This window comes from Nostoc sp. JL31 (assembly GCF_017114965.1).
GTDB lineage: Bacteria > Cyanobacteriota > Cyanobacteriia > Cyanobacteriales > Nostocaceae > Nostoc > Nostoc punctiforme_A.
This window is the reverse complement of the sequence record NZ_JABXKO010000034.1, coordinates 110626-134451: the sequence shown is the minus strand read 5'-3', so window position 1 is coordinate 134451 and position 23826 is coordinate 110626. Positions and strand designations below refer to the sequence as shown.

Annotated in this window: 20 protein-coding genes and 1 riboswitch; of the genes, 6 read left to right on the top strand and 14 right to left on the bottom strand. The window is 42.5% G+C overall.

Annotation, left to right across the window (positions count from 1 at the left end):
* Positions 1 to 53: 53 nt before the first annotated feature.
* From HWQ43_RS06830 to HWQ43_RS06800, 7 genes are all read right to left on the bottom strand, one after another.
* Positions 54 to 380, bottom strand: coding sequence for a metalloregulator ArsR/SmtB family transcription factor (locus HWQ43_RS06830; RefSeq protein ID WP_292731538.1), 327 nt, complete (start codon positions 378 to 380; stop codon positions 54 to 56).
* 314 nt (positions 381 to 694) lie between these two features.
* Positions 695 to 1399, bottom strand: a complete 705-nt coding sequence (locus HWQ43_RS06825) for a precorrin-2 C(20)-methyltransferase (RefSeq protein ID WP_292731536.1) — start codon at positions 1397 to 1399, stop codon at positions 695 to 697.
* A 2-nt stretch (positions 1400 to 1401) separates the two neighbouring features.
* Positions 1402 to 2028, bottom strand: coding sequence for a precorrin-8X methylmutase (locus tag HWQ43_RS06820; RefSeq protein WP_292731534.1), 627 nt, complete (start codon positions 2026 to 2028; stop codon positions 1402 to 1404).
* Between the two features lie 55 nt (positions 2029 to 2083).
* Positions 2084 to 3730, bottom strand: coding sequence for a precorrin-3B synthase (gene cobG / locus HWQ43_RS06815; protein WP_292731741.1), 1647 nt, complete (start codon positions 3728 to 3730; stop codon positions 2084 to 2086).
* A riboswitch (cobalamin riboswitch) is annotated at positions 3704 to 3829 on the bottom strand. It overlaps the preceding gene by 27 nt.
* Positions 3830 to 4083: 254 nt before the next feature.
* Positions 4084 to 5103 carry a tRNA-dihydrouridine synthase family protein gene (locus tag HWQ43_RS06810; protein WP_094347465.1) on the bottom strand — a complete coding sequence of 340 codons (1020 nt, stop codon included), beginning with the start codon at positions 5101 to 5103 and terminating at the stop codon, positions 4084 to 4086.
* A gap of 217 nt (positions 5104 to 5320) precedes the next feature.
* Complete coding sequence (locus HWQ43_RS06805) at positions 5321 to 6673, bottom strand: serine/threonine-protein kinase (RefSeq protein WP_292731531.1); 1353 nt, start codon at positions 6671 to 6673, stop codon at positions 5321 to 5323.
* A gap of 245 nt (positions 6674 to 6918) precedes the next feature.
* Entirely contained in the window at positions 6919 to 7509 is a 591-nt protein-coding gene (locus HWQ43_RS06800) for a flavodoxin family protein (RefSeq protein ID WP_292731529.1), read from the bottom strand.
* Between the two features lie 158 nt (positions 7510 to 7667).
* Between HWQ43_RS06800 and HWQ43_RS06795 the strand changes: the two genes are divergently transcribed.
* Both HWQ43_RS06795 and HWQ43_RS06790 read left to right on the top strand, forming a co-directional pair.
* Positions 7668 to 8165, top strand: coding sequence for a GNAT family N-acetyltransferase (locus tag HWQ43_RS06795; protein WP_292731527.1), 498 nt, complete (start codon positions 7668 to 7670; stop codon positions 8163 to 8165).
* 204 nt (positions 8166 to 8369) lie between these two features.
* Positions 8370 to 9092 carry a CpcT/CpeT family chromophore lyase gene (locus HWQ43_RS06790; RefSeq protein ID WP_292731525.1) on the top strand — a complete coding sequence of 241 codons (723 nt, stop codon included), beginning with the start codon at positions 8370 to 8372 and terminating at the stop codon, positions 9090 to 9092.
* A 78-nt stretch (positions 9093 to 9170) separates the two neighbouring features.
* Here the strand turns inward: HWQ43_RS06790 and HWQ43_RS06785 are convergent, their stop codons facing one another.
* From HWQ43_RS06785 to HWQ43_RS06775, 3 genes are all read right to left on the bottom strand, one after another.
* The gene (locus tag HWQ43_RS06785; protein WP_292731523.1) at positions 9171 to 9722 is read right to left on the bottom strand and encodes a hypothetical protein; all 552 of its coding nucleotides are present in this window, start codon (positions 9720 to 9722) and stop codon (positions 9171 to 9173) included.
* 277 nt (positions 9723 to 9999) lie between these two features.
* Positions 10000 to 11349, bottom strand: a complete 1350-nt coding sequence (locus HWQ43_RS06780; protein WP_292731521.1) for a cytochrome P450 — start codon at positions 11347 to 11349, stop codon at positions 10000 to 10002.
* A gap of 51 nt (positions 11350 to 11400) precedes the next feature.
* Positions 11401 to 13293 carry a lipoxygenase family protein gene (locus tag HWQ43_RS06775; protein ID WP_292731519.1) on the bottom strand — a complete coding sequence of 631 codons (1893 nt, stop codon included), beginning with the start codon at positions 13291 to 13293 and terminating at the stop codon, positions 11401 to 11403.
* Between the two features lie 764 nt (positions 13294 to 14057).
* On the opposite strand from HWQ43_RS06775, the gene HWQ43_RS06770 reads away from it, so the two are divergent.
* The 3 genes from HWQ43_RS06770 (at position 14058) to recR (ending at position 15880) form a co-directional block, all read left to right on the top strand.
* A complete protein-coding gene (locus HWQ43_RS06770; RefSeq protein ID WP_292731517.1) occupies positions 14058 to 15095 on the top strand; it encodes an aldo/keto reductase in 1038 nt (345 codons plus the stop codon).
* Positions 15096 to 15113: 18 nt separating this feature from the next.
* Positions 15114 to 15257, top strand: a complete 144-nt coding sequence (locus HWQ43_RS06765; RefSeq protein WP_292731515.1) for a hypothetical protein — start codon at positions 15114 to 15116, stop codon at positions 15255 to 15257.
* Positions 15258 to 15322: 65 nt separating this feature from the next.
* Entirely contained in the window at positions 15323 to 15880 is a 558-nt protein-coding gene (recR, locus tag HWQ43_RS06760; protein ID WP_292731513.1) for a recombination mediator RecR, read from the top strand.
* A 69-nt stretch (positions 15881 to 15949) separates the two neighbouring features.
* On the opposite strand, the gene HWQ43_RS06755 is transcribed toward recR, so the two are convergent.
* The 3 genes from HWQ43_RS06755 to HWQ43_RS06745 all read right to left on the bottom strand — a co-directional run bounded on the left by HWQ43_RS06755 (position 15950) and on the right by HWQ43_RS06745 (position 21333).
* Entirely contained in the window at positions 15950 to 17965 is a 2016-nt protein-coding gene (locus HWQ43_RS06755) for a PAS domain S-box protein (protein WP_292731512.1), read from the bottom strand.
* Positions 17949 to 19193, bottom strand: coding sequence for a bifunctional diguanylate cyclase/phosphodiesterase (locus tag HWQ43_RS06750; RefSeq protein ID WP_292731510.1), 1245 nt, complete (start codon positions 19191 to 19193; stop codon positions 17949 to 17951). Before HWQ43_RS06750 ends, HWQ43_RS06755 begins: the two co-directional genes overlap by 17 nt.
* Positions 19194 to 19386: 193 nt before the next feature.
* Positions 19387 to 21333, bottom strand: a complete 1947-nt coding sequence (locus HWQ43_RS06745) for an amino acid transporter (protein WP_292731508.1) — start codon at positions 21331 to 21333, stop codon at positions 19387 to 19389.
* Between the two features lie 519 nt (positions 21334 to 21852).
* Here HWQ43_RS06745 and HWQ43_RS06740 point away from each other — a divergent pair.
* Positions 21853 to 22647: an Rpn family recombination-promoting nuclease/putative transposase gene (locus HWQ43_RS06740; RefSeq protein WP_292731506.1), complete on the top strand. Its 795-nt coding sequence runs from the start codon at positions 21853 to 21855 to the stop codon at positions 22645 to 22647.
* A 67-nt stretch (positions 22648 to 22714) separates the two neighbouring features.
* Here the strand turns inward: HWQ43_RS06740 and HWQ43_RS06735 are convergent, their stop codons facing one another.
* Positions 22715 to 23791: a PIN/TRAM domain-containing protein gene (locus HWQ43_RS06735; protein ID WP_069072181.1), complete on the bottom strand. Its 1077-nt coding sequence runs from the start codon at positions 23789 to 23791 to the stop codon at positions 22715 to 22717.
* Between the last annotated feature and the right edge of the window lie 35 nt (positions 23792 to 23826).

Genomic DNA, 23826 nt, shown 5'->3' with positions numbered 1-23826 from the left:
CGATAAAACTAAAATTAAACAAAATATTACAAAAAAAATTGATGAATATTTATTTAAGGCTCGCAGGGGGGACGAATAGGTAATATGGGGCTAAAACGGCGGAATTCTGCTAGATACTGCTCTAGAGCAACAAATTGGGGCAAATTGAGGCTGTAGTAAATCCAGCGCCCTTCTTGACGAGCGCGAACTAAACCCGCTTCTTTCAGGGTTTTGAGGTGAAAAGACAGTTTAGATTGCGTGGTTCCCAGGTGGTCACACAGGTCACAGACGCATAGTTCTTGAGAGCGTAGCAGTTCTAATACCTGAATCCGTAGGGGGTCAGACAGGGCATGAAAGCCAGCAGCGATCGTATCAGGAGTGAAGGTGCTATTAGAAGCCATCAATTTTTTTTGAAGTATTTATGGTAAAGTCTAAATCATCGCAAAGCAATTGGCATCATTCACGATGCAATGATGCCTACTTGTTGGTCATTATGCGAACGCGGTTTTCGGCATTTACGCCAATTAATATTGTTTGCAGAATGGGAATGCGACCGTTTTTTTGATCCCCCTTGTAGAGACGCGATTCATCGCGTCTTATATTTATCAGTTTTGTACGTATTATAAATTTATCCAAATCCAGCAAATCCGATCGCTAAAATTAAAAAAAAGAAGATAACGAAGAAATGCTTAACTCAACTGTATTGATTTTTGGTTTATAGTCGATTCTTAGTTGGGATCACAATCATTGAGAAATAGGGTACTTTATCTGGATCGACTTCATCTAAGGGTATAATGCGTTGCTGTGATGTTGATGCCCGCTCAATATATCTTGCCCGTGATGCTAACCCTAATTTATGCAGGATATCTCGTACTTTGGTAAAGTGACGACCTAGTTTCATAATTGCTGCTGCATCAGTCATTAACAAATGTGTAGTCAGTTCTTCTGCTGGCAATGGAGCGGGTAAGACTGTGAGAATATCCGTGTAGTAAGTGAAAGGTACACCCAAGGCTACCGGACAAGCCATTAGCGAGGAAACTCCGGGGACAACTTCTGTTTCGTATTGGTCACATAACCGCGTGAACAGGTACATGAAGGAACCATAGAAAAATGGATCGCCCTCACATAGCACTACAACATCTCGACCTGCTGCTAAATGGTCGGCGATTGGTTCAATTTCCTGGTCATAAATAGACTTTGCTTTTTCTGGTTCCAAAGCGCGGGGGAGATGAAATAGCACCTCGATTTGATTGCCAGGAAGATACTGCGCCACGATCGCTCTAGCGATACTTTCTTTATCTGTGGCTGATTGATAAGCTACCACAGGAGCCGCACGTAATAGCCGCAGCGCTTTCATAGTCAATAATTCGGGATCGCCCGGGCCGACACCAATTCCATAGAGACGACCTTTGGGTTGCATATTCATTCTTCCTCCGTTGCCAGGGCGTTAACTGCTGCTGCCGCGATCGCACTTCCACCGCGCCGACCGTGTAAGGTTAAAAATGGTACATTCCTGCTATCTGCTGTCAGTGCGGCTTTCGATTCCGCTGCACCGACAAACCCCACTGGAAAGCCCAAGATAATCGCGGGTTTGGGCGCTCCTTCATCGAGCATTTCTAACAGTCGGAATAGGGCTGTGGGCGCATTGCCAATTGCAATTACCGATCCTTCCAGGTGCGATCGCCATAGTTCTAGAGCTGCCGCCGACCTTGTAGTACCCATACGCTGGGCAAGTTCTGGCACTTCTGGTTCGTTAAGGGTACAGATAACTTGATTGTTTGCAGACAACCGCCGCCTGGTAACGCCATCGGCAACCATTCGGCAATCACACAGAATTGGCGCTCCTGCTGCCAGTGCTGCCCTTGCGGATTTTACTGCTGTTGGTGAATATCCCAAGTCAGTGACAATATCCGTCATCCCACAGGCATGAATTAGACGCACAGCAACTTTTGCTACATCTGGTGGCAACACATTTAAGTTCGCTTCTGACCGGATAATTGCAAAAGAATTACGGTAAATTTCGTTGGCATCTCGGATATAGTCGGACATTCAATTTTGGATTTTAGATTTTAAATTTTGGATTGACATATAAAAATCGAAAGGCTCAGATTGCCCAGTTTTCTGAAAAGGTGGCAATCTTGTTGTTCGCAATTGATTGAGGGATTATATTAAATAATTGCTGTAATTGTTCTAGTGCATATCGATTAGCAAATTCTCCAAAGGACTCATTAGAATTTAAGCGTTGAATTTTATATACATATAGCATCCGCTCTATTAATGCAGGTAGTTCGGCTAAAGTTACATATTGATATAGTTCACGTCCGAATTTCTGATTGCTGTCACCAACATAAACGTGATAGCCTTCCACGGTTGTATTTTCAGCCTCAATGCTGACGCCGAGGAGAGTGATATCACTGTTGCTATGCTGGGCACAAGATTTTTCGCAGCCAGTGAAGTGAATATTAACTGAGTAATCGAGAGTAATACGAGTTTCAAGATACTCTGCCAATGCCAACGCATGACTTTTAGTGTCTGTGGCAGAAGCGGCGCAACCCTTTTTTCCAGAACAGGCAACTAATCCACCCCTGATATTGGTTGCAGAAGAATCTAATTCTAATAAAGCAATTTCACTTTGGACATCAGCAACCCATTGCTGAGGAATATCTGTAAGGAGCAAATTTTGCCAAGGGGTTACCCTGAGAGTTCCACTACCGTATTTTGCTGCTAAATCTGCTAAACCCCGCATCTGTCTACTCTCCAATCGGCCAAGGGGCAAGACGACACCAATGTAAAATAAGCCTTGCTGACGTTGGGGATGGATGCCAATATGCTGATATTTCGCATTTGACCGCTCCCCCAACCCCTCTCCTACAAGGAGAGGGGAGAATTTCTCCCCCTTCCCTGCAAGGGAAGCGGGTTGGGGGGTTAGGTCTTTTCTTATTTCACTGTACAAAAGAGAAAAAGGTAAACGCTGCTCAACTTCCTGGAGATAATTTTCACAACCCAAAGTATTCAATAACTCTCTCAAACGTAGCCGCCGTTTACTCGTAGTATGACTATAAGCTAGATAGACATCCGTCAAAGCTGCTAAGACGGGCAAACAGTCCTCTGGTGGTAACAAAATTCCCGTATCGGTGGGCGGTTGACCCTTCTTGCCAACACTGAGATAGAGGCGAAAATAAACATTATCGTTAAGTAAGACAGCTACAAAGGCGATATCATTCAAGCGATCGCACACCTGAATTATCCCACCACCATCAAAGCAAACGCTAAATTTGGCTGACAGTCCCGAAAGCGCCGGATGTGCAGCAATATAATCATCCCAACCTTGGACAAAGGGGCGAGTGTCGATTAATTCTTGGGGATCGATACCAGCAGTTGGACTGGTCATAATATTGCGGATTTGGTCTACAACAGTATTGTCAGAACCCAATCCCATATTTTGTAGGTACTTCAGAACCTCAGCATTTATCCCTGTGCGGATTTCACGAACTTGCAGGTTAGCTCGGTTAGTCACATCTAGATAGCCGCCACCGTGCTGTTCTGCTATATCTGCGATCGCACGGCACTGCTGACTACTAATAATTCCACCTGGTATTCTAACGCGAGATAATATCCCATCTGCGGCGGGAGTAGCATAAAACAAGCCAGGACAAGTGGCAAATCCAGAAACCAAATTTAGAACTCCTTCCCCGTGCAACGCAGGGAGTAGACGGTGAGTGTGTCTTGAGAACATCCTGAGAGTTGGCATTCTGACTTGGGTCATCCCATCACAGCTGCGGCACAGTCCCGGAATTTCACCGGAGTTTCCCAACTCCCAGCCTTGAGTAATTTAGATTTTGTTTAGGTTATAGATTTCAACCAGACATCATCCAGATAATTATTTTACATTACTATTGCCAGAAATTTTGTAACTGCCTAGCTAGTAGTACTTTAGAAAAAAAACAGAGACATTACCAAGATTCTTGCTCAATTTCCTCCAAGGCTTTGAGTTCTCGAAGCCTTGGAGCGACACAAGGCGTGATTGACCCCTTCGAGTTAGATAATAGGGATTCCAGTGGTTGTGAACTACTACAATCACAGCTAAATCTACAACGCCCGATATTACACGCTCAAGGAGGGTGCTAGAGCTAAAGTTTTCGTCAAATCAGTCAGGAGAACGCGATCGCAGAGGTTAAACAGTTCTGCCTCAGTAGAAGTATGTCGCATCAACCGTAAAAAATGACCTTCAGTGTCAACACTCAGAGCAATGTAGTTGAGGAACATTTTCAGGTAGCCTACGCGAGATCGCTCTGGCATAGTTGCTGCTGTGGGAGTTTGCCATAAACGATCGATATAGTTGCGTACCTCCGCTAAAGGAACGGGTGCGATCGGTTCTCTTCGCAAAGCTTGGCGAATTTGATTAAAAAGCCAAGGATTCCCGATCGCCCAGCGTCCCACCATCACACCCGCTGCGCCCGTTTGAGAAAGCACTTCAACAGCAGTTGTTGCCGAGTTGATATTGCCATTAGCAAGCACTGGACAATGAACTCGTCTAACGGCTTCAGCGATTAAATCATATTTCACTGCCCCGTGGTACATATCTTTCACCGTGCGACCATGCAAACTCAGCAAATCAATGCTGTGGCGATTGATGATATCTAGAATTTTGTAAAAATTATCTGTATTTTCAAAGCCTACGCGCATCTTGACGGTTAAAGGTCGATCGTTGACTGCCTGCCGCAGTTCTCCCAAAATCCGATCCACTTTTTCCGGCAAGAGCAGCAATCCACCCCCAACATTTTTGCGATAGATTCTAGGTGCTGGACAGCCCATGTTCAAGTCAACTCCAGCGATATTGTAGTTGCAGAGTTCCTTTGCTGTTCTTACTAAGTCTGGAATGCTTTCACCAATCATTTGCGCAAAAACGGGGCGACCCGTGTCGTTTTCGGTGATTGCTGCCAGAATGCTACGATTGAGCCGTGAGGTATCATTAACGCGGAAATATTCGGTGAAAAAGTAGTCAGGGCTGCCGTAGTGGGCAATCACCTTCATAAACCAGAGGTTGGTCACATCCTGCATAGGCGCAAGAGCGGTGAGGGGTAGGTGTGGATAGAACGATTGGGGGAGCGATACCTGGGGCATAAAAATGAAGAGCGATCAACAAAGCTCACTGTTAAATTATAAGTAGCTAGACGTAAATCAATTAAAGTTTGTAGTGTACCCCTTTGGGGAAGCAAGCTACGCATAGCGTCTCGTAGAGAGGACTTTAGTCCTAATTATCGTTGCTTTGAGCGATGAATCGCTCACTACGAACCAGGAGTTTATTAGTAATATTATTCAACAATCTTTTTGATCAAAACTAACTAATACCACAAGCTGCTAATTTTACAGCTAAAGCATCAGGGTAGCGCCACGGTTGAGAACCACCAATCCAAATACGTGACGGTAAATGACCGATTGGTGCTTTGAGACTAAAATTGAATTCTGAATTTGCATAACTATAATTGTATGTATGCCAATCAACTTGATTACAAAAAACTCCATAGTCTCCATTGACGTTTTTGTAAATAAGTGTCTGTATGCTAAAACCAAAGCGTTTATGACTGTAATTCACCCATAAAAGGTCAATGGTTTGCAAATCTTGACAGGGAAGTTTCTCAAGATCACTATTAAATATATAGCTACCTCTAGGCTTTGCTAGTGCTTGACACATTAGTTCCCAAGTTTCTCGATCTGCTAATTCCCATTTTCCTTTTGCTAATAAATCACGCAAATGTGTATAATCAATAGTATTTACTGTACGATAATTAGAAATATTTAGCAATTTCTTTGGTTGTTGCTCCAGTATCTGTAAAACTTCTGTTGCCGATTGAAAGCGTTGCGAAACAGCATTTTGTAAAAGTTTATCTAAGATTTCACCAAGGTGAACGCTAACAGTATTGTTTGCTGGTAAATATTCTTGCCATACCCAGCGATCGTTAGCAATATCGAACAAATCAAAGGGAGAAACATTGGTAAGTAAGTAAATACATGTTACACCCAAGCTGTAAAGATCGCTGGCTGGTAATGCCTTTCCTCGCATTTGTTCGGGAGCGATATATTCTGGACTACCTACTATGGTGCCTGTACGAAGTTGCTTCATGTTATTGGCTAATTTAGCAACTCCGAAATCGATTAAAACCAGGTCTCCTCGACCCGAACGGCGCATAATATTTTCCGGTTTAATATCTCGGTGAATTACTTGTCGGGAATGGATAAATTGTAATGTGAGCAATAAGCTTTTTAATATCTCCCAAATTTGCGGTTCTTGAAAAACTCCTTGTTTTTTTAATTCCTGTGCGAGTGTTTGTCCATCGACTAATTCTTCAACGATATAAAACTTTTGATTTTGTTCAAAGTGCGCTAGTAATCTGGGTATTTGAGAGTGTTCTAGTTCATTGAGACGAAGCGCTTCTTGATGAAATAAATTGACTGCTTTATGCCAAATCTCAGTATTTTCCTTTTGAAAACATAGTTGTTTGACCGCACATTTTGGTTGATCTGGAAGATGTTCATCAATAGCTAAAAATGTTCTCCCAAAGCCACCGCTTCCAATGACGGCGAGTGGACGATATCGCTGTTTAAGTAATAATTCCTGACCACAACTATTGCAAAAACGAGAAGTGTTAGAATTTTGGGGACGTAGGCAATCAATATTGGTACAGTAGCTCATACTACAGGAGTTCTATTGTTCTATTTGTTGGAATTACTATATATAAAGTATTCCCATTAGAAAAGCACTCTTACTAGTAGAAAAAACAGCGATGCCTACGGTGGGCTACGCCTACGCATTCTGGAAGTTTTAGCATAGTAGCAGTGTACTGCCTGTTGCAAGCGATCGCTACTTTAGTACAACTTTGACTCTTTGAATTTTCTATCAAATACAAGGATGCTATAACCAAATACAAGTGTCAAAAACTACTTAACCCAACGTTTAGTTGCCTCTGCAATGCGTTCCCCAAAGCGTAGTGAAGTCAGATAATCGCCCGAATCTAGCACTGGTTCTTTGCCACTCATGTCGAGTTGACTTTGACCCATTACACCTAGAAATCCTCCTAATCGATTTACCCCATCATCTTTACCAGATAAAAAGCTTTGTAAGTCTCCCACATTTACCCAAATCATGCCATGTTGGGCTGCATTGGTAGCTAAATAGAGGAGTGTACCTTGTTTATCGCCACTGGGAGAGCTGGAATGGGTAAAACCCCCAGCGATTTTATCTTTCCATCCGTGTCGGAACCAAACTTCGCTAGCAGCATCAATAAATGCCTTGAACTGAGCCGCAACACCACCCATGTAGGTAGGAGAGCCAAAAACAATTGCATCAGCTTGATTGAGAGTTGCTATTACCTCATCATTCTTCCAACGACCATTGACTATCTGCTCTCCAGTAATCCGTAGCAGTTCAACAGTGGTGTCTTTAACTTTACTTGCACCTTCAGCAATAGCTTGGGCCATAAGATGAGTATGACCTGCACCAGAAAAATAGATAATCGCAACGGTGGGCATAGGAGGTTTAGTTAAAATTTTGACTGAAACTGAACGAGAAATATCATAAAGACTACTGGCTTATAAAGTAAAGTAGTCAATCTTAAAGTCATTTCTGTTATTCTTCTAAAAGAAAATTCTTTTGATCCAAGTCTTTCTCCTATTTATATTAACCAGGTATGTGTCTCAATGATGTAGTGATTGACCGTGCCAGCCCCAGTGATGTTACTGGAATCGTCAAGTTGGCCCAAGCCAATGACGCAGAACATGATGGTATGTTGTTAGGTCATCTTGAGCCAGAGGCTGTGATGATGACTATCTCGCAAATGCCGAGCGTTGTAGCCCGAAAAAATGATCAAGTTGTAGGATTCTTACTCAGTTGGTCAAAGACAACTGCTAATTTACCAATTATAACGGTGATGTTACAAGCCTATCCTGGTACAAAAGATGCTTACTTGTATGGCCCCATTTGTGTTGATGAAACTATGCGTGGGCAAGGTATTGCTGCGGTAATGTTTGCTAAGTTGAAAGATTTTCTACCAAAGCGGGAAGGAATACTGTTCATCAAGGCAAATAACAAAGCATCACTTCAGGCACATCAAAAGATGGGTATGTGCAAGATGGCAGAGTTCATCTATGAAGGCACTGAATTTTTGATATTTGCGTATAATAGCTAACTAATTGATAGGTTCTCTTTGAGTTTAAACTGAGTGGCTAATCTGGATAATTGAAGTTATTTACTACTTGCTTAATCTGGAAAATGACACAAGAGTTATTAGCCAACAGCTAAGAGATTTATTTCATGAGGGAAAATGGGGCTTGATGGTGTAAATTATTTATCCATAAGTCTGTAATCTGCTCTTGTTGGAATCCGAACCTCTATGCATTTAGTCAAAGTATCAATTTTGACATTCTTTGTCACTACATTTTCATTTATTCAACAAAGCCATGCTGATACCAGTGCGCCACCAATTAAGACACAGGTTCAGCAAGTAGCACAGTGGTTCACTGGTTTTTTTGATAATGCTCAACAGGTTGCTAATAGCCCCTCTGTGCCATTAATTACTATATCAAGTTGTAATGTACAACTGGATGGTACTAATCTTCTGGCTGAAACACAGAACGTTTATCTAGAGCAAGAAAGCCCAGGTTTTGAGCGGCTACGCCTTTATTCTTTTAATCAAGGAAATTCGGCTGTGAATCTAAGTATTAGCAGCTTTTTAAATGAAAATACTGTACGCGGGTTATGCAATCATTCTCAGTCTAGGCGACAGCTTAGTATTAACAATGTTGAGAATAACACCTGTAATCTGCAATTATTTTGGGAGCAGAACAGCTACATTGGGAATAACGCTCCCAATGGCTGTACAACCAATAATGGCTTCAAAGTAGTTTCTGATATAACTATTGAGCAAAGTAGCATCGACTCCTTAGACAAAATTTTTGACAAGAAAGGCAATTTACTTGTGGCCACACCCATTGAATTCCGTCGAGTTAATTCTGTTCCAGAACCCTCTGTCATATTCGGGTTGCTGGCTTTGGGAATTTTGAGTACAAAAAATGCAATTTCAGATCGGCAAAAACAGAAATCAAAAAAGAATTAAATCTCTATTTAAAGTTAGTGATAGTAGGGCGACAAGGCTGTAAGCTTTAGCTGACTAACATGAGCCGGATCAATTTAATTAGTGTCCAATAACTAAACATTCATTTTGTACTCTGGTAAGCATATCGTTAAAAGCAGGAGTATAACAACCATCTTTATCAACAACCCTACGGAGAGTATACTCACCAGCCCGAGAAAGTCCGCCGAACCAAACGTTTTTTCTGTGCCAAATATCTCCATTGAGAGAATTTTTGTCTTGGGACATTGTGAAACTGACAATCGATTTTGGAACTGATATTCCTAGTAAAACAGGTGTGACTTGAGCTTGTTGCAAAGTTTCATCTTCAAACTGAATTTTGTAACTTACTTTAAACCATTGAATTAAACGTAGTAATATCCAGCCAGCAATCGAGTCATGAAAAGTCCACTGTAACGGGGCAAATATCGGTAAAAGCAAAGCTTTATTCTGTATATCCCATTCTAAATTGTACATAGTAATGCAAGTATCTGGCAGTGGATTGCCATCCATAAAAAATACACCTTTAAGGACAGATGGTAAGTTTGTTTCTTTAATTGGAATCATCCAGGTTGCAATATTATTAAGTTGCTTTTTTTCAATTAATTCAGCCATATAATTTGTAATTACTTCCTTTCAGCTAAAAGAATACCTAAATTTTTAACGAACCGAGTCAGAGAAAAGATGAGTAAAAACACGTTTGCCCTAGCGAATGGAAATCGCGGCTATACAAACAAAACCCACCTCCGTGGGTTTCAAATCCTTTGAGTCCGCGTAGGCGGACTTCTCTGCGAGACGCTACGCGAACGTTTGTGTAGCCGCGATTTCTAATCGCCTGGTATATTTGCAAAGGTGAGATGCTCCCTGTGCGCCCCTACTTGAAGTCTCTTACTCACAGTCGTTGAGCAAAACCTTGTAGTACCAAATTATTAGGAGTAACGGCAGTCACTTTTTCAAAATCCCACTTGACTTCTGTAATTGAGTCCCATTGATAGTTGTGAAACAGATGTAAACAGAAAATTTTGATAAAGCCAATTGATAACGATGTACCAGGACAGGCTCGCTCGTGCCCTTCGCCGTTCCAAGATAAGATATCTGAAAAATTTCGTGTTAGGTCAAAATCATCTGGATTTTGGTATCTATTGGCATCCCGATTAGCTGTAAGAATAGAGCCAAGCAAGCGAGTACCTTTTTGGAATGGACATTTTTGTTTTCCAATCTCGACTTCACCGGCTTCAGTGGTCAGTTGGCTAACAAATCGCACAGGTGGATAGAGACGAGCTGTTTCTAGAATCACTTGATTGAGAAGTGTTGACCGTTCTAGAGCGTCTGAGTCTAAAGTTTTCTTACCATTCCAGACTGCATTCACTTCTGACATTACATCATTTCTGAGAGTATTATCTAAGCAAAGAACACCAATAACTGATCCTAAAAGCGCACTCGTGCCGGCAGTACCAGCGATATGAATCATATCAAAAAGGGTATTAGCGATTTGGTGTTCGTTCAACTGATACTGAGCGCCTGTTTCAAAGTAAGATGCCCATTTAGCTGATTGTTTATATCGGTTAGTTAAATATTGACGATGCCGAATTTTTGGCGCTGTTAATATTGCCAGCAGATACTTGCTGATAAAATTAGGCAAGGATGCAAGAGCCAAGCCTTTAATGTAACTATTGGATGCTGTGATTTCTTCCTCAGATAAAGATATCTGAAAAACTAGTTGGTGCAAAATCGACAGCATAATCTTTGGCAAATCGTTGCCGATGTGTAATTTGCCTTGTTTAGCAGCTTCTAACAGGCTTTGCTCTACTAAATCCCCTAAAAAGTCTATTTTTTGAGATGGTTCCGGTAAGGCTTGTAAGATTACAGTACGTAGTCCTGTGTGTTCGTTACCGTTTGTTCCCAAGCTCAGAGGATTATCCAACAGATAGCTAGGAGCTAATATTCTGATGATGCCTAAATCATTTCCCCGCAGTTGTGGTTGGGTTTGCATTAGTTCTCTCACCTGCGAGTGAGAGGAATGCATAATTGCTTGATCTACTGCAAAATACTTGTCTCCAATATTGTCTTTACGGATGTAGAGAAAGTCCCGCCATGCGTTGAGCATGATTGACGCATCCATGTAATAAAAAATCAAGCGTAGAAACTTGCCGATCGCAGTGTCATAACCTACTTTGGCTAGTATAGGTGCAAGCCAAAGCTGGCGATCGTGACCTTTGAGGACTTTATCTTTAAGTGTCATAGTATTTATTTTGAGTCATTTGTCATAGGTCATTTGTCATTTGTCTCTAATTCAGATATTGATGCTTTGAGGAATTTTAGAAGGAAGTAGATACTCATAGGGTGGACGGTGTAAATTACGTTGCTTGATGGTATCTTCTACCTGCTGAAGATTACTTTGGAATGCTTCTAAGAATGGTTTTACTTTTTGGTCTGTAAAGTATCCTTGCTCATACTCGCCCAGCTTGTTATAGTACACAGACCCCAACAAGCTGAGTAGGTTGTATTGCCGTTGCGCCTGATCTAAGGGAGGGAGCAAATTAAGGTAGTCTTGCTCAGTAACTTCTCTTTTGAGAGTTGAGGCTGGTAAATAACCTGCCATTGGAATCGCTGCGGCGTAGCCCATAAAATCTTTTTGCGGAAAGTTAACCGCAGCGTGTTGGGCGCTGGCAGTGAAAATAATCAGCGTAGTGGCATCAATTAGATAATTGCGCGTTTTGATGATCCCATCTTCGCCAAAATCGGGGATGCGACCACCATCGTAAGCTGAGATTTCAGCTGCCCACGCTTGCAATGCTCTGTCTTTTTGAATGTCTTCATCCTTGGTGTAGTAAAGATTCAGGTAGTCTGCAACCCATTGATGAATGACATCCCAGACTAATAGTGCATCATCCCGGTAAGGATAAATAGGCAAGAGGTTGGGATCGTCTACACCGCGCTGTTGGAATTGCTTAGGTAAGATGGCGCTATTAAAACCATAGCTTTGCAAGGCTAGCACTGCTAAAACGCGAGAGTTGTCGATTGATGATGAGAGTAATCTATCGACACCACCGCCTGGAGCTATGAGAATCCGTTGGGCGGCATCGTTAATTGCTAAAGTGCTGTCAAAATGCGGGTGCAGTAGAATTCTTAGAGGATGGGTGAGTGGTAGTTGTCGAGCGGTGGCGATCGCAAAAACACCAATTAACAAGTGAGTTCTTGCTAGATGAGTAACAGCTTCGTGGTAGTTGGCATCTGCTATTTGGACAATTGTTTTGGCAAAAAGCCAAGAGTATTTACCGGAGTTAGGGGTAACAATTGGATAATCTGGGTCTGGGGTTTGACCGCATTGAATGGCTATCGGACGCAATAGACGGGTGGGGTCTGAGCCTTTGGGTAAGGCAAACAGTGCTAGGGGAGCATAGAGATATTTTTGCTCGTGTGGGAATGTACCGTTGACCGCACCATCTAAAATTTTATAGTCAGCTAAGTAGAGTCTGCCTTCAAGTCCGGCTGCTGCTAATGAATCGTCAGTTCCCATCACTGCTTGGTAATGTTCGTCTGTGACTGGGAAGCGATCGCCTGGAGTATTTACCCGCTTGATCGTGACGGGATTGTAGCCAGCCACTCGCATATAGGCAAATACTTCATCTTCTTGGTAAGTTTTAGCGATCGCTGGTACACCAATCACTGGAAACAAATTTTCATAGTCCTTGAGACTGGTTGCATGTCCTGTAGGCTGTCCTTCATATAGAAGGTTAATTATCCTATTTAGGGCATCTCTGAGGATTACAAGTCCGTTTTCTTTCAAAATAGAATAAAAAAGATCGTCGAGTTCTCTAACATCTTTAGATATGCTTTTGAGCAAAAACTGAGGGATAATTTGCAGGATTCTTGCCAGAATACTGATTTTTGCTGGTACTGCTCCCTTGAGAAAGGCTTCTAAAATAAACCTTTCGACATCATCACGAATCGATTTAGAACCTTGATTGCCTCTGTTGACAATCAAGGTATTAATAAACACAACTCGTAACTGCTGGGCTAATAAAAAATACCAGTTAGTAGCGAACTCTTCGGCAATAGAAAGCCGATCTAGCATCGCAATAGATGGAATATGGGTGTAGTTATATTGATACTCTTGCCTAGCTATATCTAAAGTATGAGTACTTGATGAGCTAATTGAATTTTCTGGTGATGAAGCAGTCATTGACTCTACTCATGTTTAGTACGGGGAGCTTTAATGACGCGATGTGCAACTTATTCTTGAAACCCCACTTCCATTCCTCTCCCCGAAACGGAGAGAGGCTTTGATTCTTGCTCCCCTTCCCTTGTAGGGAAGGGGTTGGGGGTTAGGTCTGAGAGAAAGTCTGCACACGGCGTTTAATAGTTTAGGATAAACAGATTTGAGTTACCTAAATGTATTATCGCAATCAAGTTTAAAATTACGATTTTTCTAAAGGAATTTTCTGGATTCTATCAACTCCTGAACGACACACTAAATGTTTAGAAATCTTGCCAGTAATATTTAGAAATACAAATAATATTTGCCAACATTTAGAAACAATTCTCAAAGAAAACTTTCGGACTAAGGTATTGTGTTTGAGTTGACATTTGAACCACTGAAACAATATCAGGAAACGCTATATAGTAATCCGATTTGATTCCTGAAATTATCTGCGTAGGTAGGGAACAGGGAATAGGGAACAGGGAACAGAAAAGAAGGGTATAGATGTGTACTGAATCTTGTTTAAAAATCAAATAGGAGTCCTATATCAGATTCTTCCTCTGCTGCCGATGTCTCCAATGCTTCTTCTGCTTACACAGCGATGGAAGATTTTTCTATTACCTTCGCTCTATCAAAAATCTATCTCTACCTCACTGCTTTTATCCTTCAACAGTTAGAAGCAGCGAATTTAGCTCCATGCAAAGCTATGAAGGCAAGTTCTCATACTGTGGCAAAAGGATAAAATTGTGGATATTAGCAGACGAAATTTACTGAAGGTAGTTTCTGCTTCTGGTTTAGGTGGAGCCGGGGTATTTGCTTTACAAGGTTTAACCAAACAAGTTTTAGCGCAAAATCAGTCTACCCCACTCCAGATTAAAAAAGGGGAAATGCTCTACAGGCAACTAGGACGCACCAAAGAACAAATATCTGTAATTGGTTTAGGTGGTCATCATATTGGTAGACCAAAAGATGAACAAGAGGGTATTAATCTGATCCGTACTGCTCTCGATCGCGGGATTAATTTTATGGACAATAGCTGGGATTACCATAATGGAGGTAGCGAAATTCGCATGGGTAAAGCTCTGCAAAATGGTTATCGTCAAAAAGCTTTTCTGATGACTAAAATCGACGGTCGCACAAAGGCGGCTGCTGCTAAACAAATTGATGAATCTTTAAAACGTTTACAAACAGACCACATTGATTTGTTGCAGCATCATGAAGTCATTCGTATGGAAGACCCAGACCGGATTTTTGCCCCTGGTGGTGCGATGGAAGCAGTGGTGGAAGCACAAAAAGCTGGCAAGATTCGCTACATAGGGTTTACTGGACACAAAGACCCTTTGGTACACCTGAGAATGTTGGAAGTTGCCAATCAAAACAACTTCCGTTTTGATGCAGTGCAGATGCCGTTAAATGTTATGGATGCCCATTTCCGCAGTTTTGAGAGGCAAGTTTTACCCAGACTGGTTCAAGATGGAATTGCTGTATTGGGGATGAAATCAATGGGCGACCAAAACATTCTCAAAAGCAATGTGGTCAAACCGATCGAATGTCTGCATTACGCAATGAATCTGCCAACTTCAACAGTGATTACAGGCATTGAAAGTATGCCCATCTTAAACCAGGCTTTCGAGGCAGTACGTACTTTTACACCCATGAGCCAGGAACAAGTTAGAGCATTACTAAATCGGACTCGCCAAGCTGCTCTTAAAGGTCAGTATGAACTGTTTAAAACTACTAACCAATTTGATAGTACAGCCAAAAATCCTGAGTGGTTAGGATAAGTTTTAGCTAGGGCGTGCTTGAAAACTAAGAATGAAAGCGATTTGGGCAGTTCACAGCAAACAACCATATATCTTGAGTGGCTGCAAAATCCAGAACTTAGCGATCGCGAGTTGGAAGTGTTGCGCCTGATGGAAGTACTCAAAAAATGTCATCATAGTTAAAGTGAAAACATTCTGGAGACAAGACAACGGTTTACGCACGCCCTTTAGCACGGTTAATTGAACAATTGCAACGCCTACCGGGAGTTGGCCCCAAAAGTGCCCAACGACTGGCTTTGCATATTTTGAAGCGACCAGAAGCAGAAGTAGAAGCTTTGGCACAAGCTTTAGTTGAGGCAAAAAAACAGATAGGCTTGTGTTCTGTTTGCTTTCACTTATCTGCTGAACCTGTTTGTGAAATTTGCCGCAATGCCAACCGTGACAATAGCACTATCTGTGTTGTTGCAGATCCTCGTGATGTGATTGCGCTGGAAAAAACCCGCGAATACAAAGGCAAGTATCACGTTTTGGGCGGGGTGATTTCGCCAATTGATGGAATTGGTCCAGATCAGTTGAATATACTAGCTTTGCAGCGTCGGGTGAGTCAGCAAAAACCTCAAGAGGTAATTCTGGCAATTAGTCCGAGTGTAGAAGGGGAGACAACAACCCTGTATATCGGTCAGCTATTGAAACCATTTACCAAGGTGACGCGGATTGCTTTTGGTTTACCTGTGGGTGGCGATTTGGAGTACGCAGATGAAGTTACTTTGGCGAGGGCGTTGGAAGGACGGCGAGAGTTAGATTAAGTTTTGTTGATTTTGCTGGATTAACCACTTTCTCGATTATTGACTCTACATAACATCCGATCGCAAGTTTTAGCCATGATTTTGCCCTAGCAAATCTGCAATCGAGGTGAGTAATTCAGTTGGTTGTACTGGTTTGGCAATATGTTTCTGAAAACCAGCTGCTAAAACTCGATCGCGATCGCTTTCTCCAGCATAGGCGGTAAGAGCGATCGCCGGAATTTCCCCGCCCTCCTCTTTAGGCATGGCTCTGAGCATCTTAATCAAGCTGTAGCCATCCATTTCTGGCATTCCTAAATCACTGATTAATAAATTAGGTACAGCCTGTGATATAATTGCAAGCGCCTCATTTACCGATGCTGCGGCAGTTATCAACGCCCCATTATGTTGTAGCAAGAAGTGCAGAAAATCCCGTGTGTCTACATCATCATCGACAATTAATACCCGTAGTCCACGCAGAACTGACGAGTTAAATTTCTCCCCTGCTCCTCCTGCTTCCCCTGCACCCTCACTGTCCTTCATCACGGGCAGTCTGACACTAAAAACTGCTCCCTGTCCAATTCCTGGACTGGCTGCTCTTACAGTACCGCCATGCAACTCTACTAAGTGACGAACTATTGCCAATCCCAGCCCCAGTCCGCCAAATTTCCTGGTTGTGCTGCTATCGGCTTGACGGAAATATTCAAATACGTGGGGTAAAAATTCAGGGGAAATACCTTGACCTGTATCTTTAACTTGAATTATTGCTGAGTGGGAAGTTAATTCACCACTCAATGATAAGCTGACTTCCACTGAACCACGAGAGGGAGTAAACTTAACTGCGTTCGAGAGTAAATTCCCTACAATTTGCTGTAACCGATAGTAATCGCCCAACACTTTACCAGCCTTGGGGTCAACTTGTACTTTAATCTGGATAGATTTGGTTTCGGCAATTAACCGGACTGTTTCTAATGCAGCATCAATTACAGCTACTAGGTTAACAGTGGCAAAAGTCAGGTTCAACTTACCGCGAATAATTCGGGAGACATCCAGCAACTCATCAATTAATTGAATCTGCAATTGAGCATTTCTTTCGATGGTTTCCAAAGCACGACTTGTAGTCACTTCATCAAATTTGCGGCTTTTGAGTAGCGATGACCACCCTAAAATCGGGTTGAGGGGCGATCGCAATTCATGGGAGAGAATAGCGAGAAACTCATCTTTATTCCGGTTTGCCTGTTTGAGTTCCTCTGCTTGTTGCCTGAGTGCCTTTTCTAATTGCTTCCTGGGGGTTAGGTCAAGAATAAAACAGATCCAAGATGCGGGATCTCTCTCCACCAAGGCACCACCAATTAGTATCGGAATACGGGAACCATCCTTACGAATGTATTCTTTTTCAAAGGGAGTAAATAGCCCAACCGTTAAAAGTTGTTCTATCCCTTGCCGATCGAGAGCATGATATTCAGGTGGGGTGATATGTTGTCTGCGTATCTTACCCGCTAAAAGTTCCTCTCGTGTATAACCCACCATTTCTAAAAAAGCCTCGTTCGCCTCAGTAATGTAATCAGGAGTGGCAAACATAATGCCAATAATGTTGGAATCTACTAACCGCCTTAATTGAGTTTCGCGCTGGCGCAAATTATTTTCTACCTGTTTCCGCTGGGTAATATCCTGGGTAGTTCCCATCATCCGTACTGCCTGACCCTCGGCATCATAAAAGACGCGACCTTTAGCAGAAATCCAATGAATACTACCATCAGACCAAAGGATGCGGTATTCAATATCACACTCAATTTTTTCCTCAATAGAGCGGGCGATCGCTTCATGAATGCATTTGCGGTCTTCTGGATATACACAGTTAAGGAAAAGCTCAAAGCTGATTTCGACTTCTAAGGACACTCCAAACAGCTGCCGACATTTGTCTGTCCAAATTACCTCGTTGGTGGTGATATTCCAAAACCACATACCCAGTTCAGCAGCATTAGTGGCCAACCGAATCCGTTCTTCACTCTCGCGCAGGTTTGTTTCAATTTTTTGACGTTCCCATAGGGCAGCTTGCTGTTCGGTAATATCAGTACTAGCACCAACTACCCTAATGTACCTGACCATTTGCATCCCGAACTGCAAACCCCTGGTCTTTCACCCACAAATAGCGACCATCTTTGTGACGCACTCGATACTCGATGCCATAACGGTTTCCATTGGCCATACTAGCCATGAATTGGTCATTAACTCTTTGTTGGTCATCGGGGTGGATGCGTTCTTGCCACCACTGGAAAGTAGGTTCGGTTTCTTGTTGTGTGTAGCCAAAAACCTGGGTTAGTCCCTGAGTTCTTTCCACAGTATTTCTGCCAATTTCCCAGTCATAGATGAGGCAATTAACCGCCGCCGCCGCTAGTTCAAACCTTTCGTTACTTTGCCGTAGGGAAATTTCTATGTATCGTCGCTCTGTAATATCAAAAGCGATTCCCAAAAGATATTGCGGCAATCCATCAGCAGTTCTGCTGTGTACAGTGTCATAGCTACAAAACCAGCGCCACTCTCCATTAGCGTGTCGAATTCGGTATTCAAAGCTGAGGACTTCACCCTGATAAGCAGAATTAAATTTTTCAAAATAGCTAGGGAGTCGAGCCAAATCTTCAGGGTGTAAAAGTTGGGTAAATAACTCCTTTCCCATCGCCTGAATTTCTGGTGGTGTGTAGCCCCAACCTTGGGCAATTTCGTAATTAACGTAAGAATTTCGCTGCTCAATTAGGTCATAAATGTAGATGATCCCTGGAAGAGTCCCAGCAATTTGTTGAAACAAACGGTGACTATCCCACAGTGTCTGAAATTCATCTGCATCAACTTGTTGAGTATCTTGTTCACAACTACAGTCATCCGCGAACTGGGCGTGCTTAGATGCCGTAATATCCGAAAAAGTTGTCACGATCGCATACAGATTACTTGCTTCAGTTTGAAACAGAGGTTGCGAGGACAACAAGAGCCAGACTAACTCACCATTTGGCTTATAAAAGCCACACACCACATTTAAGCAAGGTTTACCTGTATTTTGGGCAACGATCGCAGGGTGAGTTTCACTGAGTAAAGGAGAGCCATCTTCATGAATAAATTGCCACTTGGGATCGAGGAAATTTTGCCCCACAAGCTGTTCTGCGGTCAGTCCCAAAATGCGATCGCTAGCGGTATTACAAGCCTGGATAGTGCCATCAGCCAACTGAAGCACCATTCCTTCTTCTCCACTGGCTACTAGCGAAGAATTTGCCTTTTTACTAACTTGCCGATGCAGCAGCTTGTGATTAGCCAGCTGGTTGTGGAACTTTTCCGCGTCTGGCATTCTAAAAAGCTAAATAATTTTAAAGTTAATCTCAGATTGAGCGACTCATATTTACATAAATTTTAAGACAATTTCTTCAAACTTGATTTATTTGCCGCACCTTTATAAGACAAGGGAACAAGGAGAAAAAAGAACTCTGTTAATGAAACAGTGCTGAGTGATTTTAATTTACTCAGCACTCAGCACTCCTCAATCAACCCCCAACATGAATACCAGGTCGCATCTCGGGATTCTTTTCAGCTCGCCGCAGTACTTCACGGGTAACTACAGCAATGTCACCTTCGCCAAACAAGATAAAACGCAATAGGTATTGTATGGGATTTCCCTCAACCCAGCCGAAGTAAGCATGGGGAATCTTACCTGTTTGGTCGCGAATGTAAAGTAGTAAAGCGGCGATCGCATTGGGTACTGCTGCACTTTCAGCCCGGAGGATGCGATAGTCACCAACTTGTACCCCTTTTACTACGATCACATCCGCAAATTCCGAAGCATCGGATACATGAATTTCTAGAAACAGAATTGGATCGTTGGGTGGAATATGATTGTCTTCGCGTACCTCTTTCTCTTTCATAAAATACTCTAGGACATCGCCCGTATTCAACCGATTTGCAATCAGTCGTATTGTTCCCTGGCTATCTTCAGCAAAGAATTGGCTAGCAAGTTCGTCAACTTCGATCCGCTCTGCTCGCAGTTCTGTTGAACGCCAAACACGAGAAACCAGCGAGGTAAAAATGATCGCACCGATGAAAAACCCAGCAATCCTAATCCCTTCTGGTCTTTCGATGATATTAACAATGGTGGTATATAAAAATAACAGTGTAATGATGCCAAAAACGAATCTGGCCCGCTTCTGTCGGTGACGGTGGGCTGATAGGGTGACGGCAAAGGCAGCTGAGGTGATCAACACCAGCACACCAGTTGCGTAAGCTCCACCTTGGGCTTCTACACTTGCTTTAAAGATAATTGTGACAACAAAAGCGATTGTTGTGTAGACTAACACTAAAGGTCGGGTTACTCGTGCCCAATTCGGTGCCATGCCATAGCGTGGTAGGTAGCGAGGCACGATATTTAACAGCCCTGCCATTGCAGATGCACCTGCAAACCACAAAATAGAAATAGTACTTAAATCGTAAATTGTGCCAAAAGCATTGCCTAAATACAGATGTGCTAAATAAGCAAGGGCCCGTCCATTAGCTTTGCCCCCCGATGCAAATTCTGCGGTTGGAATCAGTAGAGTGGTTATAAAGCTGGTGGTAAGCAGAAAGAAGCTCATAATCAGAGCAGCAGTGGTGAGCAACTTGCGTGTATTCCGAATCCGCCCTTTGGAATGCTGCGAAGTGCTGTTACTACTGCCTTTAACCAGAGGCATAACGGTAACACCAGTCTCAAAACCTGACAATCCCAGTGCTAGTTTGGGGAAGATGATGAGAGAGATGCCGATTAGCATCAAAGGGTTAGAATGGCGTGCAAAAAGTGCAGTTTGCCAGTTAGCGATCGCTTCTGTGTGAGTTAATATCTGATACACACCGACGCCAACGACAATGAAGTTTAATAGCAGATAAGCTCCCACTAAAACCACTGCAATCCCAATGGCTTCTCGGAAACCTCTCAAGAAAACTGCACCTAGTAATGCAACTAATATCAGGGTAACTGCGATCGTCTGATTGTGAAGCCAAATTGGTGTCAGCGGATTTTCGATGATATGGGCTGTGGCATCAGCTGCTGACAAGGTAATGGTAATAATAAAGTCAGTTGCCACAAAGCCAAGTAAGCACAGTACAAGTAATTTGCCTTGCCACCAGGGAAGTAAACGCTCTAACATTGCGATCGACCCTTCACCATGAGGGCTTTCGGCAGCAATGCGCCGATAGATTGGCAACGCTCCAAAGAGCGTCAGCAAAACCAGAATCAGGGTAGCTATAGGAGAAAGAGCGCCAGCTGCCAGTGCTGCAATCCCTGGTTGATAGCCAAGGGTCGAGAAATAATCTACACCAGTCAAGCACATAACCTGCCACCAAGAATGCTGGCGATGTGCTTCTTCTTTGCGATAAGGCCCTTTTTTCTCTCGTCGGTCTTCTTCAAGCAACCAATGGATTAACTGGTTGCCGAGCCGTTTTGTTGAAACAATTGATTTAGCCATCAAATACGGTTATGTTGCAAAAGTCGGCTTTGTGATTTTTTTAAGCCTTCGTGGTTTATTAAAATTTCTAACTACAAAGGCATAGCACTATTATTGTATGTTAAGCATCCTGTCTGATTTACAAAATATATAGTGGTTGTTCGTAGTCGTCTACGATATCAAGATCGGTTTTAGCTTTTGGTATAGCAATAATCAATACTGCAACCGTATATTTTGGGATTAACGCTTTTGCACTCTTAGCACCTTTAAGCCGTATAAATTCTAAAAAAACGATGCTGCTAAATAAGGTATGTACGCAATCAACAAATCAGCCCTAAAATAAAAGTCACTTTTAGTTATATGATGTTTGTGTAAATGACCATAAGATAATTAGCCTGCTAATCTATAACTCTGTTTGTGTAGCCGTAGACTTTAGTTTGATGGAATTATGGACATATAGTCGTACACAATATACAAACAATGTATTAGATAGGTTTCCAGCATCATGCGAACCCATCTGCACCAACTACACTAATTCAGATGTTTGACAATATCTGTAAGTTTTTAGTTGAGAACTTCTCCAGTGACTTCGCTACATGGTTATTAGGCGAATCTATTAATTTAACAGAACTAAGTCCAAAAGAATTATCTCTCGAACCCATTCGGGCTGATGCTCTAATTCTGTTGCAGTCGGAGCAAAGCATATTGCATTTGGAATTTCAAACCCAAGTCGATGCGGAAATTCCTTTTCGGATGATTGACTATCGATTGCGAGTATATCGCCGCTTTCCAGACAAAGCAATGCATCAAGTCGTAATTTACCTCAAGCAGACAAATTCAAATTTGGTGCAACAAAATACATTTACAATTGCTGGGACACGACATGAATTTGCAGTTATCAGACTTTGGGAACAACCAACTGAAGTATTTTTGAGAACACCTGGACTTTTACCTTTGGCGGTGTTAAGCAGTACAATTGAACCAGAAGTTATACTTAATGAAGTGGCACGCGAAATTAACGCTATTACAGAATTAAGAACTCAAAGTAATATTGCTGCTTCTACAGCGATTTTAGCTAGTTTAGTATTAGAGAAAGAGGTTATTAAACGAGTTTTGAGGTCAGATATTATGCGCGAGTCAGCGATTTATCAAGACATTCTACAAGAAGGAAAAGCTGAAGGCAAGGCTGAAGGCAAGGCTGAAGCGTTACTCGAAGTGGCAAGAAATCTATTTAGTACTGGTATGCCATTAGAGCAAATCGGCAGAGTCACAGGGTTATCAATTGAGCAGTTACAGTATTTACAGGTAAGTGAGTCTCGTGATTCCAATCAATAAATAATCGGTGCAGGTTGACTGCACCGATTACCAAGTGTCATTCGCATTGAACAAACATCCCATTGTTTCACGCCAATGCTGAAGCTTGGGGTTTGGCAAAAATCATTCTTCCTGCTGTAGTTTGTAAAGCACTGGTAACTACTACTCGCAGTTCACCACCCACATAATTGCTACCTTCTTCAACGACTACCATTGTGCCGTCATCTAGATAGCCAATGCCTTGACTGGGTTCTTTGCCTTCCTTGAGAATTTTTAAATCCAGGTTATCGCCAGGTAAATAACTGGGACGGACGGCATTCACTAAATCATTCACATTCAAAACAGGTACTTTCTGAACACTGGCGACTTTAGACAAGTTATAGTCGTTGGTTAGCAATGTGCCGCTAATTTCTTGGGCGAAGCGCACCAACTTGGCATCCACTGTGGGAATATCTTCGTAGTCAACTGCATTAATCAGGATGCGATCAGGATAATCTTCTTTAATACGGTTGAGAATTTCTAGTCCTCTCCTTCCCCGTACACGCTTTTGGTCTTTGCTAGCATCCGCGACTTGTTGGAGTTCTTGCAAGACAAACTGCGGTACAAGAATTTGCCCTTCTAAAAACCCTGTTTCTAGTAAGGCTTCAATACGACCATCAATAATACAGCTAGTATCTAGAACTTTGGTATTGGCTGGTTTTAATGTTCCTTCCACTACCATCGATTCAACGGTGTTGGGATTAATGAACCGCAATAAGCCTCGCCCGTGGGTGTCTGCCAAATTCATGCCAGTAACGGAGAGGATAATACTACCAACAACTGCCACCAATGGCTTAATAAATCCAAAATCCGCCGGGATCGGGAGCAAAAATAGTGGGGCTAGCATCAGGTTGGCTAGTAATAACCCAATCACTAAGCCGATCGCACGAGTTAAAATCACTTCTAGAGGCATTTCTTTGACTTGTGATTCTAGGCGACGATATGTCGTCTGGAAACTCAGCCCGATCGCACCACCAATAATAGCGGCAAAGACGGCAACAACTAAGCGTAGAGCTTCTAGATTCGTTACCTGATCTAGCGCCCCATTGGGTAGTAGTTCAATGCTGTAGAACCCTATTCCCGACGCTGCTAAGATAAATGAGAAAATAATAATGGCGTCAAGCATGGTTGTCTTGTTTTCCTGCAACTGTGTTAACCGAT